We start from the raw sequence: 12,590 nt of genomic DNA, 5'->3' as shown, positions 1-12,590 counted from the left end.
ACTGCATTGGGAGGTCCTGTTCATGAAGAATTGGAAGCTAACCCCGATCGCCCTTGGCTTGGCCGCGTTCGTCAGCACTAGCGGACACGCCCTTGGCGACGATCACGCAAAAGAAATGACCGAAGCAGAACTGCAAGAACGCATCGCCGAAACTCGAGCGGCGATCGAACAGTTCGCAAGCACTCTCCAGGGGGAACTGGTCGCCGCCATGGAAGAAGGCGGGCCGACCCAGGCCATTGAGGTCTGCAACCAGCGGGCTCCCGAAATTGCGGACGAGATTGCGGCCGACACCGGCTGGGAAGTCGGTCGCACGAGCCTGAAGATCCGCAACCCTGACAACAGTCCGGACGAATGGGAACGCATCCAGCTGGAGCATTTCCAGTCCCAGCATGCCGACGGTACCCCCGCCAACGAGCTTGCTCCGCGCCACGAAGTGGTCGAGGGCGACGATGGCGCCCGTTTCCGCTTCATGGCGGCGATTCCGACCGGCGGTGCTTGCCTGGCCTGCCACGGTTCGGACATTGGTAGCGACGTCAAGCACGCGCTCGAGCGTCTGTATCCGGATGACCAGGCAACCGGGTACAGCGAAGGCGACGTCCGCGGTGCATTCACTATCACGCAAGAGATGTAATCCAGCGGGCATCTCGCCCCCTGAAAGGCCGCCTCCGGGCGGCCTTTTTCGTGTCCGGCGCAAAAAATGCCCCGCGAGGGGGCACATTCGTGATATTTTCGAGACACTTGATTCTCAAACACGGGCATCCCCCTGAAGGACGGTCCCGCCCGCCAGACCCGAACACGAACGTGACCGAACTATGACGCGAACGATTGATGCCGAACTCCTGGCCCTCGCGATAGACGCCTCCAACGACGGTGTCGTAATCGCCGAACGCGAAGGCGATGACAACATCCTGATCTACGTCAATCGCGCCTTCGAAGAACTGACCGGCTATCGCTCCGAGGAGATCCTCTACCGTGATTGCCGCTTCCTGCAGGGGGGCGATACCGATCAGGAGGCAATCGCTGAGATCCGAGCTTCAATCCAGGAGAACCGTCCCTGCCGCGTCACACTGCGCAACTACCGCAAGGATGGCTCGCAGTTCTGGAACGAGCTTTCGCTTACGCCGGTGTTCAACGACGAAGACCATCTGACCTACTACATCGGTATCCAGAAAGACATCACGGCCCGGGTCGAGGCCGAGCAGCGCGCCGAGAAAGCCGAACAGAAGCTCAAGCGGACCGAGGCCCGCTCCGCCTGAGCGCGGCCGCTCCCTAGGGGGTATCCGCTTTCGGTGCGCTGTCCATCAATGCGTCGATGACGCTGGTCGCGTACTCGCCGGGGCCAAGTTCCAGCTCAAGCCGCAGGTCATTCCCCTGCCACTCGAAACCGAGTGACCCCGGAAGCATGCGCAGGGCACGGCGTGCCGACTTCACGCCCTGGGCCTCCAGACCGGACGCCAGGCTCTCGAAACGACCGGCACACTCTGCCTCCCGCGCACGCACATCGCCCGCCGTCAGTGGCTCGCCACGACCCCACAGCGGGCCCGTCGGGTGTATCACCCCCTCCGCCAGGCGTTGTTCGATATCAGCAGTCACCTCCGGGACGGCAAACACACTGCCGGAGCCTTGAAACGTCGCCACGTCACCGGGCAGAAACCGTGCCCAGGAATCGTCGGCTACCCGTTCTGCCAGAACGGCATTGAAGATCGCGGAGCGCGCCGCAGAGAGCAGCAGGCTGCGCTGGTTGCGCCCCCGCGGCGCCCTCCCCCCGCTTAGCCACTGCTCGGCCTGTTCCAGGTTTCGGCGGCCAAACCGCTGCTGACCGAAGTAATTCGGGACCCCCTCCTCCCGGATACGCCGAAGGATCTGCCCCGCCATGTCCCGATCGCCCGCAACGTCCCGCAGCCAGACGACAAAACGGTTCCCCGCGAGGTGTCCGGTACGCAGCTTGCGCGAATGCCGCTCGGCCCGCAGCACTCGGGCCTCGCCCACAGCGTCCTTGCCCATGCGTTGTATCAAGGTCGCTGGATCTTGCCAGTCCGGTTCGGCAGCGGCCGTGCACTGCACGCTGAACCACTGCCGCGTCACGGCCTGCCGGTCCTTGCGCCCGGCATAGCTCACCTGGCCGCGCGGCACCCCGCAAGCCCGCGCCAGCGCGACGGCGACATCTTCGGTGTTGAGCAGCCGCTTTTCGATCTCCAGCCACAGGTGCTCGCCACTGCCTTCCGGTTCGGTCGCAGGAAGCTCGAATACGCAGAAATCTTCCGGGGCCTCTTTCATGCGCCCGGTAATCGGTGGCGACCATGGATATACCGGCGTCATGTCTTCGCCCCTCGCGGACTGGGCGGCGCGGCAACGTTATCGCGCAGGTAAACCGGCTGCGCCTGTTCGGGCGGAATTGCCTCGCCCCGTGCCCATGCATCCACGGCCAGCATGGCCACCTCGCGCGCCCGCGGCAGTGCGTCCGGATAGAGCCGCTCCTCGCCCAATCCGCAGCGTTCGCCCAGTTCAGGATAGGCGGCAAAACCGGAACCGATGCCACGGTCGGGTGCGCCACGCCAGGCGGGGGATATCTGTCCGGGCGCCGCGACCTGTTCCGCCGCTGCCTGCGCACGCCCTTCGACGACCGTATTCAGACTCCAGTACACCTCGCCCATGCGGGCGTCGAGGGCCGCAAGGATCTCGCCCGACGGTGAGTCGGGCCGTTCGCTGACCAGTTGCTGCGCAAGCGCCTGCAGGGTCGATATCGGGAGCACCGGGCAATCCAGGGCGAAGGCCATGCCCTGTGCGACACCCAGCCCAAGGCGAACGCCGGTAAATGCCCCCGGTCCACGGCCGACGGCAACGGCATCCAGGGACGAGCGTGCAATATCCGACCGCGCCAGCAGCTCCTCCACCTGCCGGAGTATCAGTTCGCCATGCTTGCGTGGGGCACGCACCTCGACGCTTTCCAGGGCCCCATCCACCCACAACGCGGCGGAGCACATCTCGGTGCAGGTCTCGATGGCGATCAGTCGCATTCGACACGCTCCCGTGCGGTCGCCAGAAACTGCAGAGCCGCGATCGGGTCCCGCGTCCGATAAAACGGTGGAAGGCTGGCCAGGAACCGGCGTCCATAGGACTTTCCGGTCAGCCGGGGATCACAGATCGCAAGGATGCCGGAGTCATCCGCATCACGAATCAGGCGTCCAGCCCCCTGCTTCAGGGCCAGCACCGCCTGCGGCAGGCTGAACTCCATGAACGGCGAACGCCCTTCGGCCTCCAGGGCCTGCGCGCGGGCTTGCAGCACCGGGTCGTTTGGCGCCGCAAACGGCAGGCGGTCGATGATCACCACCGACAGCGCCTCCCCGCGGATATCGACGCCCTCCCAGAAGCTGTGGGCACCCAACAACCAGGCGTTACCACTCTCGCGAAACCGTGCCAGCAGGTCGTTACGGGGCTGCTCGCCCTGTACCAGCAGTTCGCGATCGGGCAGCTCGGCCCGTAGCAGTGCCGCCGCCTCCTGCAGAGCACGATGGCTGGTGAACAGAAAAAACCCGCCGCCCGGGTTGTCACGCAGCAGAGGCCAGGCCCAGGCGACACAGGCGCGCGTGTACTCGGGGCTGTTCGGGTTGGGCAGCGGAGGCTGCGGATGCACCAGGCAGGCCTGCCGGGCAAAGTCGAAGGGGCTCTCCAGGCGTTCCTGGGCGACGTCCGCGGGCAGTCCCAGACGGCGCGAGGCATGGGTGAAGTCCTCTCCAACGGCCAGCGTAGCCGAGGTGAAGACCCAGGCAGCCGGGCGCGCGGCCCGCCGTTGCGCCAGCGGTCGCGCGGCATCCAGCGGCGTCCTGTGCAGGATCAGACTCTGCGCGAAGCGCTCCACCCAGGCTACGGTATCCGGCGTGTCCTCGCGCCAGGTCTGCAGACGTTCCCGCATCAGCAGTACCCGCCCCTGCACCTGCTCGAGGCCGGGTCCGCGCTCGGTGGCCGGGGCCAGCGCATCACTCAACCCGCAAAGGGCCTCGTCCAGCTCCTCGATCGACGGCTCCACCCGGCCCTTCTCGTTCACCACGTCCCAGGCGGCGCGCGGTTCCATGCCCTGTGTCGCGTCGAGCAGCTTCTTCGCCACAGTCTCAAGCTCGACCGCAGCCTCGCGGATCACCACCATCTCCGGGGCGGCCTGCTCCTGCTCCCGGCGCACATCGCGCGCCAGGTCGCGCAACGCCCGGCTCCCCACGGCAACGCCGAAGAACGCTCCGGCGATCTCCGGCAGCTGATGGGCCTCGTCGACGATCACGGCATCCACCTCCGGCAGGAGCTCGCCGAAACCCTCTTCCTTCAGCGCCATATCGGCGAGCAGGAGGTGGTGATTCACGACCACGATATCGGCGTCCTGCGCGCGCTTGCGCGCCTGCACCACGAAGCAGTCGTTGTATTGCGGACACTCGCTGCCCAGGCAGTTGTCGACGGTGGAGGTCACCTGCGGCCACAGGGGCGAGTCTTCGGCCAGGATGCCCGCTTGTCCCAGATCGCCCGTGGCATGGGTGCGCGCGAACTGCCGCAGCGCCTCGATAACGGGCATGCGCTCGCGCTGCGCGCTACGTTGCGTCTGGCCCCCGGCCTCGGCGGCCGCGAGTTCCAGGCGGTAATGGCACAGGTAGTTAGCGCGGCCCTTTAGCAGTGCGGTGCGCGGGCGATAGCCCAATGCTTCGCATACGGTCGGAAGATCCCGTTCGAAGAGCTGGTCCTGCAGCGTCTTGGTGCCCGTCGACACCAGGGCCTTGCGGCGTGACTGGAGGACCGGCACCAGATACGCAAAGGTCTTGCCCACCCCTGTGGCGGCCTCCACGAGCAATGCAGTCGGGGCCTGCCCCAGGGCCAACTCCACGGCCGCCGCCATGCGCTGCTGCGGCTCGCGCGGGCGAAACCCGTGCAGTGCCTCGGCCAGATCGCCGCCGGGGCTCAGCGCGCGCACGGCCGCCGACCCGGATGGGGCCGTCGCGGGTGATTCGGCGGACTTAGACAACGCCGGTTTCCAGCCTCTGAATGGCCTCCTGGGCCTCCCGGACGCCTTCTTCGTCACCCATCGCCTCGCGCGCGGCCTTGATCACACGCCAGTTCTCCAGAGCAAGCGAGCGATCCCGTTCGCCGCCCAGTTGCAGCGAGCGCCCTGCCAGACGGTCCGCCTGCGGGTAATTGCCCTGCTCCAGCCGGATGTGGGCCATCTGATGCCACAGCGAGGCATCGCGCGGCGCAATCCGCAGCGCACGCTCCAGCTGCTGGGCGGCGCGCTCGAGGTTCCCCTCGCTGCGCGAGCCTTCAGCCTGCTCGGCCAGGGCCAGCGCGGCCGACGGCGTGGCGTCTGGCTCCGCCGCCGGTTCAGGCTCGCGCGACTCCTCGTGCGGGATCGCCTCAGGCTCCGGTGCCTCGGCCGCCGGCGGCTGCTCGGGGGCCGGGGCCCGTGTCTCCGGCACCGCACAGGCCGCCAGAAACAGCACCGTCAGCAGTGCGGCGACCGGGCGAGGTCGAAACGGCAGGCTCGAGCGTAAGGAGGTGGTTGAAGTCATCAGCGGAACAATCTCTCGAAAAAGCCCCGCTCATCCGGGGTACGGCCCGTGTCGCAGTCGGCACGGCTCTCGGGGATGGAATTCTGCCAGAACGGGAGCGTTTTCACCGCCTCGCAGGCATGGTCGTCCTGCTCGACACGGAGCCCGGACTTCAGGTCAATCGCCTGATAGGCAATCTCCGGATGACGGTCGAGGCGCAGCGACTGGGCGCCGAGACCTGCCATTATGTCCGCCCAGATGGGGGCGGCGGCCGCCCCTCCGGTCAGGCCGGTCGCCTCGTTGTCGTCCATCCCCAGCCAGACCACCGTGACATGGCGATCATCGAACCCGGCGAACCAGCTGTCGCGGAAGTTGTTCGTGGTGCCGGTCTTGCCGGCCACGACGCGCCCCGGGAGGCGCTGGCTGATCTGCCGCCCGGTCCCCTCGGTAGTCACATCATGCAGGGCGTGGGTCAGCAGGCTGACCGCCCCATCGGGTACGGCACCGCGCAATTCCAGCCCGTAGTGGGACAGGACCTCGTCCTCGAGATCGAGGACATCGCGAATCGCGCGGGTGCCGGTCGCATAGCCGCCATTGGCAAGCGCCTGGTACAGCCCGGCCACCTCCAGTGGCGACAACTCGATCGCCCCGAGGGCCAGCGAGGGCAACGGCGCCGGGGTGCGCTGCAAGCCGAGCGTCTGCAGCACGTCGATCAGCTGCGAAATACCGATCTCTTCGGCCAGCTGGACCGTGGCGACGTTGTAGGACTGGACCAGTGCCTCCCACGCCGTCACGTCGCCGCGGTGCTCGCGATCGAAGTTGCGCGGCGTCCAGGGTTCGCCATGCGGCAGCTGGATGGTCATTGGGCTGTCATCCAGCAGACTTGCTAGCGTATAGCGCCCGGGTTGCGTGAGCGCGGCCAGATAGACGAAGGGCTTGAGTACCGACCCGACCTGACGTTGCGCCTCGACCGCCCGGTTATAGCCGGGATACTGCGGATCGCGGTCCCCGACCACCGCGAGCACTTCCCCCGCCTGGGGATCCGTCACAACGGCAGCCGCCTGCAGGCGCTCCAGGCTGGACCCGCGCTGCTCGATCACCCGATCCACACCTGCCTTCACGCGCTCCTCCAGCGTGAGCTGCACGACCGGGTCCATCGTGGTGAAGATGCGTAGCCCCTCGCTGCGCAGATCTTCGTCCGCGTAGTCAGCGCGCAACTCGCGGCGCACCATGTCGAGAAACGCCGGGAATCGGCTGCGGCCCTGGGGCACCACGGGGGTTACATCGAGTTCAGTATCGAGCGCGGCCTCGACCTGGTCGGCATCGGCCAGCCCGGTCTCCAGCATCGCCCGCAGCACCTGATCACGGCGCGCCTCGGCACGCTGGGGGTGACGCCGGGGGTCGTAGTAGCTGGCACCGCGGGCGAGCCCTACCAGAAGCGCCAACTGGTCCAGGCGGAGTTCGTTCAGCGGACGTTGATAGTAGAACTGGGACGCCTGGCCGAATCCGTGAATCGCGCGCTCGCCCGACTGGCCCAGGTAGACCTCGTTGATATAGGCCTCGAGGATCTCGCGCTTGGAATAGCGTCGCTCCAGCAACAAGGCCATGACCGCCTCGTTCGCCTTGCGCGCCAGGGTCTGGTCCCGTGTCAGGTAGAAGTTCTTGACCAGCTGCTGCGTCAGCGTGCTGCCACCCTGCACCGTCCGCCCCGCGCGCAGATTCGCCATGGCGGCCCGGGCAATCCCCGCCGGGTCCACCCCGCGGTGCGACATGAAGCGACGATCCTCAATTGCGAGCAGTGCACCGATCAATTCACGTGGCACCTCGTCTATGGCCACGAGGATGCGATCCTGGCCATGGGTCGGGTAGATGCTCCCGATCAGCAAGGGCTCGACCCGCATCAGATCGACGCGCTCTCCGTTCCCCTGCTCCTGGACGGACTGCACCCTTCCACCTGAGAAATCCACCCGCACCGAATGGGCCGGTTCCGGACCGTCGCCGAAGGTGAACGGGCGCGTGGTAAACGACACCCGGTTGCCGTCCACGCGATACTCGCCCGGGCCACTTCCCTGTGCGCTACTGCGGTAGTTCAGTGTCTCCAGTTCGGTTTCCAACGCCTGGGGCGTTAGCGCCCGACCCTCGTACAGCTCCAGCGGTCGCGCGTAGACGCGCGCCGGCAAGGCCCAGCGCTGGCCTTCGAAGCGCTCGCGAATCTCCTGATCGAGCGAGACGACATAGATCGCCCCAACCCCGACGCCGGCCAGCACCAGACCGGCGAACAGCCACACCCCGGCACCAAAGAAACGGCGCAGGCCTCCGGATCGGCCACCTCGGCGGGAACGGGTCGTACGTTTTCGGGGCATGAGGGCTTCTGGAAGCGGCACAAGGAAAGGGATCAGTCCCAATGTTAACCTGACCGGGAACAGCAGACATGCCGCAAATGCCGCGTTTCCGGGAACGAATCGGCACAAAACCCGTCCACCCGATCGCGATCTGCCAATCCCATGGAGGCGTGATGAGCGCGCTGGAACAACACCAACAACAACTGCAGACCCTGATTGCGACGCTGGGATTCCCGGAGCCCACACCAACGAAAGATCAGGTGCAGCGCATCGAGACCCACATCTCGACCGTCATTCTCGCCGGTGACTATGCCTACAAATTCAAGAAGCCACTCGCACTGGGATTCCTGGACTTCACCACGCTCGACGCGCGCCAGCACTTCTGTGAAACCGAGTTGAAGGTGAATCGCCGCCTCGCCCCGCAAATCTATCTCGATGTGGTGACCCTGAACGGAGATGCCTCGGCTCCCCGCATCAATGGCGAAGGCCCGATCCTCGACTACGCCGTATGCATGCGCCGATTCGATCGCCGCAAGCAACTGGATAACCTGCTGGAACAGGGCCAGTTGCCCACCGAGGCCATGGAGGCACTGGGCCACTACATCGCTGCCTTTCACGAGCGCACCGAGCGAGCCGGCGCCGACTCGCCCCATGGCACCCCGGAAGCGGCAACCCAGCCCATGCTCGACAACTTCCCGGCCCTGGGCGAAGCGATCCATGGCGAGGTCGACAGGGCCCGGCTCACGGCGCTGGAGCGCTGGACCCGGAACGAAATCGAGCGCCTGGGCCCGCTTCTCGAATCACGCCACCGCGAGGGCTTCATCCGCCACGGGCATGGCGACCTGCACCTGGGCAACATCGTGTATGTCGACGATCCGGAAAACGGCGAGACGCTGGCGGCGTTTGATGCGATCGAGTTCGATCCCGAGTTGCGCTGGATCGACGTGATCTCCGAGATCGCGTTCACCACCATGGACCTGCTGGCACGCAAGGCCCGGGCGCATGCCTGGCGCTTGCTGAATGCCTACCTGGACGGTCGTGACGACATCGCCGGGCTCCGCCTGCTGCCCCTTTATCAGGTCTATCGCGCTCTGATCCGCGCCAAGGTGCAGGGCATCCACGCGCAGGAGTCGCATCTCCCCTCGGACGAACAGGCGGCCCACCGCGCCGAAATGGGGCGCTATCTCGCACTCGCCGAACGCCTGACCGAGCCGTCTGCGCCGCGCCTGGTGCTGATGCATGGCGTATCCGGCAGCGGCAAGACCGTGATCAGCACACAGATCGTTGAGGCCCTCGGGGCGCTGCGGCTGCGCTCCGATATCGAGCGCAAGCGCATGGGCGACGCGGTCTCCTACAGCGAAGAGGCTCGCGGGCAGATCTACGACCACCTGCGCGCCCGCGCGGACACCCTGCTGGCGCTGGGGCACACCGTGATCGTCGACGCGACCTTCCTGACCCGTGCCCAGCGGGCACCCTTCCAGCAGCTCGCTACCCGGCACCAGGCGGGGTTTGCAGTCGTCGCCTGCCACGCCAGCGATCGCGTCCTGCAGGAACGCCTCGAGCAACGCTCTGCGGCCGGTAAGGATGCGTCCGATGCCGACTACCAGGTGATGCAGCAGCAACGCCCGCAGCAGGAATGGCCGACCGGAGCGGAGGGCGTCGTGGAGGTTGCCCCGGAACAGCCGCTGGATACCGATGCCCTGGCACGCCAGCTTCTGCAACCGGTTTCCGCCTAATTGTCCGCGTACGTGCCAAAATACAGCCTGACACAACATCTGCGAATGCCTATGTCCCGTACCCTCGCCCTACTCCCGGCTGCCTGTCTGATTGTCCTGGCGACCGCCCTGCCGGCCCAGGCTGACGCCCTTTTGCACTACATCGACGACGAAGGGCTCGAGAGCCAGATCCTCGTGCGCGATCACATGATCCGCATGGAGCTGAACGAGGCGATCAGCGGAACTTCCGGGTACATGCTGTTCGACGCGCGCAACGACCAGCTCACCGTCGTGGATGACGACGAGCAGACCTATCTGCCGTTGACGCGCGAGGTGATGGATCAACAGATCCAGGCGATGACCGACATGGTCAGCGACCTGCGCCGCCAGATGGAGCAGCTCCCCCCGGACGTTCGCGATCAGCTCAAACAGCAGCTTGGGATCGGCCCCGAGGGGTTCGAGGCCGAAATCAGTACCCGCGAGACCAATGAGCAACGCGAGATCGGGGACTTTGTCTGCAGCGAAATCGAAGTGCTGATCGATGACCGGCCCCAGAGCACCGTTTGCGTCGCCGACGCGCAATCCTTGGGCCTGGAGGCGTCCGATTTTCAGACCCTCGGGGCCTTGATGGATCGCCTCTATGAGCTGTCCTTGCGCGCCCTTGAGGCCGGAGGCCCCATGGCCTCCCAGATGGGGGCGTCGCTCCTTCCCCGTGTGGAGGGCATCCCTCTCGAGGTCCGCGAACACGATGGCGTCACGACCCGACTGGCAGGGCTGTCGACGGACGCCCTTAGCGAGGCCTTGTTCCAGGTACCGGAAAGCTATGAAGAAACCGAGATGTTCTAGTGCTCCGGGGCCAACGCCCTCCCCGGCCTACGGGTCCCAATCCGGCATACCATCCTCCCACAGCGTTCTCCCCTTGCTAGGGGCAGCGCTCGTACTGGCCGGGTGCGCAAGCAGCCCTGAACCACGCGGGCCGGCACCGGAGCCCCTCAAGGTCGATCCGGAACCCCGGGTAGCCGAAGGCCCGATGAGTTATGTTCCCGAGGCCGAGCTGAAGCGCTCCGAGGTCGTACTGGCGGCGCTCGGACACCTCGACACGCCCTACCGCTACGGCGGCACCGACGCCAACGGGCTCGACTGTTCCGCCCTGGTACAGCGCGCCTACCGCGAGGCGGGTCAAGATGTCCCTCGGACCACGGGCGAACAGGCCTCGGCAGCCGTAAAGCGCGATGGCGACCCGAGCCCCGGAGACGTCGTGTTCTTCGCGATCAACGGGAATCAAATTGACCACGTCGGGGTCTATGTCGGTGAAGGCCGATTTGTCCACGCGCCAAGCTCGCGCGGGCAGGTCCGAATTGAGGAACTCGACAATCCCTACTGGGCTCCACGCACCCGATTCGCGGGCCATTTCTTCGACTAATGGGCCTTGGGCCCCTGGAACCTACTACGAGGAAGGAACCATGAAGGCATTCCCTAATTTGTCCCAACTGCTGCGCCGTTCGGCGCTCGCCCTGACGCTGGGCGCCGGCCTGGCACTGGGTGCCACTGCCACCGCGTACGAAACCGTGATGGAAACCGACGAACGCGTGATCTTCAAGATCGAAGGCGAGTTCGATCACTACTTTGAAATGGTCGAGGAAGCCATCGCATCCGAGGGCCTGGTGATCAACAACGTCGGCTACATCGCCAACATGCTGGACCGCACCGCTGGCCAGGAGAGTGGCGAGGGCATTTATCTCAATGGCAAGTCCCTGGACTTCTGTAGCGCCAGCTATTCGCGCGCCACGATGGAGGCCGACCCGCACAACATGGTGTTCTGCCCCTACATCATCACGGTGTACGAGCTGACCGATGAGCCCGGCGTGGTGTACATGGGCTACACCCCTGTCCCCGAGATCGGTGAAGAAGACTCCAAGAAGAGCCTGCGCGACGTAAACGAACTGGTGGAGCGCATCATCAAGGAAGCGCTGTCGTTCTGACCACCGCCTGAACGCGAAAAGCCCGGCTAGCCTCGCAGGCTGCCGGGCTTTTTTGTGCCCACTGATTCCAGCGGATGTCCGCTAAGGCGTCTGATCTTCCTCGGCGCCTTCCTTCTTCACCGGGAGTAGCACCTGGCGGTCCACGCCTAGCAGCAATGCCGCGGTGGCCGCGATAAAGATCGACGAATAGGTACCCACAATCACCCCGATGATCAGCGCGATCGAGAAGTTCTGCAGCGCAGCGCCACCCAGGAACGCCAGCGCGAACAACACCAGCAGGGTCGTCGTACTGGTGACAATGGTACGCGCCAGGGTCTTGTTCACCGCGATGTTCATCACCTCTTCGGTGCCCTTCTTGCGCAATATTCGGAAATTCTCGCGTATTCGGTCATACACCACGATCGTGTCATTCAATGAATACCCGATCACCGCAAGCACCGCCGCCAGGACCCCCAAGTCAAACTCGAGCTGCAGCAGCGAGAAAATCCCGAGCGTGATCACCACATCGTGGATCAACGCAAGCACCGAACCGATCGAGAATCGCCACTCGAAGCGGACCGCGACGTAAATCAGGATCCCGGCCAGGGCGTAGATCATCGCCAGCCCCCCCTGCTCGCGCAGCTCCTCGCCCACGGCAGGCCCCACGAACTCCACACGCCGCAGATCCGGGTCATCCGGACCTCCATCCTGCAAGACATTGAGTACGCGGTTGGACAGCGTGGCCGGATCATCGTCGTCCTCGCTCGGGGGCAGACGAATCAGGACATCGCGTGAAGTACCAAAGGTCTGCACCTGGGCCCCGGCGAAGCCGCCATCGGCCAGCGTCTCGCGGATCGGATCGAGCTCGACCGCCTCGGGATATCCGACCTCGACCAGCGTGCCACCGGTAAAGTCGATCCCGAAATTCAGCCCGCGCGTGGCCAGAAGCGCCACAGAAATCAGGATCAGGATCAGGGAAACCGTGATCGTGATCTTGCGCTTGCCGAGAAAATCGAGATTCGATTCGGCGAAATTCAAATGCGGAAGCAT

12 protein-coding genes are annotated in these 12,590 nt (G+C 65.4%); 6 read left to right on the top strand and 6 right to left on the bottom strand.

All coding sequences use genetic code 11. The features are described 5' to 3' along the window. The first annotated feature begins 22 nt into the window (after positions 1 to 22). Both G015_RS0110545 and G015_RS0110540 read left to right on the top strand, forming a co-directional pair. On the top strand, positions 23 to 631 hold the full coding sequence (locus G015_RS0110545; RefSeq protein WP_038050185.1) for a DUF3365 domain-containing protein: 609 nt from the start codon (positions 23 to 25) through the stop codon (positions 629 to 631). A 181-nt stretch (positions 632 to 812) separates the two neighbouring features. Next, positions 813 to 1,256 carry a PAS sensor domain-containing protein gene (locus tag G015_RS0110540; RefSeq protein WP_020146677.1) on the top strand — a complete coding sequence of 148 codons (444 nt, stop codon included), beginning with the start codon at positions 813 to 815 and terminating at the stop codon, positions 1,254 to 1,256. Between the two features lie 13 nt (positions 1,257 to 1,269). Here G015_RS0110540 and truD read toward each other — a convergent pair whose 3' ends face one another. The 5 genes from truD to mrcB are packed head-to-tail and all read right to left on the bottom strand — an operon-like array spanning position 1,270 to position 7,885. After that, on the bottom strand, positions 1,270 to 2,319 hold the full coding sequence (truD, locus tag G015_RS0110535; protein ID WP_081622320.1) for a tRNA pseudouridine(13) synthase TruD: 1,050 nt from the start codon (positions 2,317 to 2,319) through the stop codon (positions 1,270 to 1,272). After that, on the bottom strand, positions 2,316 to 3,017 hold the full coding sequence (tsaB, locus tag G015_RS0110530) for a tRNA (adenosine(37)-N6)-threonylcarbamoyltransferase complex dimerization subunit type 1 TsaB (protein WP_018139389.1): 702 nt from the start codon (positions 3,015 to 3,017) through the stop codon (positions 2,316 to 2,318). The genes truD and tsaB overlap by 4 nt, the downstream gene beginning before the upstream one ends. After that, positions 3,008 to 4,951: an ATP-dependent DNA helicase gene (locus tag G015_RS0110525; protein ID WP_020146676.1), complete on the bottom strand. Its 1,944-nt coding sequence runs from the start codon at positions 4,949 to 4,951 to the stop codon at positions 3,008 to 3,010. Before G015_RS0110525 ends, tsaB begins: the two co-directional genes overlap by 10 nt. Before the next feature lie 43 nt (positions 4,952 to 4,994). Further along, positions 4,995 to 5,543: a tetratricopeptide repeat protein gene (locus G015_RS0110520; RefSeq protein ID WP_018139387.1), complete on the bottom strand. Its 549-nt coding sequence runs from the start codon at positions 5,541 to 5,543 to the stop codon at positions 4,995 to 4,997. Next, positions 5,543 to 7,885 (bottom strand): penicillin-binding protein 1B, encoded by a 2,343-nt coding sequence (mrcB, locus tag G015_RS0110515; protein ID WP_155987371.1) that lies wholly within the window; start codon positions 7,883 to 7,885, stop codon positions 5,543 to 5,545. The genes G015_RS0110520 and mrcB overlap by 1 nt, the downstream gene beginning before the upstream one ends. Before the next feature lie 152 nt (positions 7,886 to 8,037). Between mrcB and G015_RS0110510 the strand changes: the two genes are divergently transcribed. Genes G015_RS0110510 through G015_RS0110495 form a run of 4 tightly spaced genes read left to right on the top strand, consistent with a single transcriptional unit; the run spans position 8,038 to position 11,561 of the window. After that, positions 8,038 to 9,600: a bifunctional aminoglycoside phosphotransferase/ATP-binding protein gene (locus G015_RS0110510; RefSeq protein ID WP_020146675.1), complete on the top strand. Its 1,563-nt coding sequence runs from the start codon at positions 8,038 to 8,040 to the stop codon at positions 9,598 to 9,600. Positions 9,601 to 9,651: 51 nt separating this feature from the next. Continuing rightward, on the top strand, positions 9,652 to 10,425 hold the full coding sequence (locus tag G015_RS0110505) for a hypothetical protein (RefSeq protein WP_018174378.1): 774 nt from the start codon (positions 9,652 to 9,654) through the stop codon (positions 10,423 to 10,425). Positions 10,426 to 10,471: 46 nt separating this feature from the next. Continuing rightward, entirely contained in the window at positions 10,472 to 11,002 is a 531-nt protein-coding gene (locus G015_RS0110500; RefSeq protein ID WP_231362281.1) for a C40 family peptidase, read from the top strand. A gap of 40 nt (positions 11,003 to 11,042) precedes the next feature. Then, positions 11,043 to 11,561, top strand: a complete 519-nt coding sequence (locus tag G015_RS0110495; RefSeq protein WP_018993886.1) for a DUF302 domain-containing protein — start codon at positions 11,043 to 11,045, stop codon at positions 11,559 to 11,561. 81 nt (positions 11,562 to 11,642) lie between these two features. On the opposite strand, the gene secF is transcribed toward G015_RS0110495, so the two are convergent. Further along, entirely contained in the window at positions 11,643 to 12,590 is a 948-nt protein-coding gene (gene secF / locus G015_RS0110490; RefSeq protein WP_018139381.1) for a protein translocase subunit SecF, read from the bottom strand.

Origin of the sequence: Thioalkalivibrio sp. ALJ15 (assembly GCF_000383695.1) — a bacterium.
Taxonomy (GTDB): Bacteria; Pseudomonadota; Gammaproteobacteria; order Ectothiorhodospirales; family Ectothiorhodospiraceae; genus Thioalkalivibrio.
This window is presented reverse-complemented; position numbering and strand designations above follow the sequence as displayed.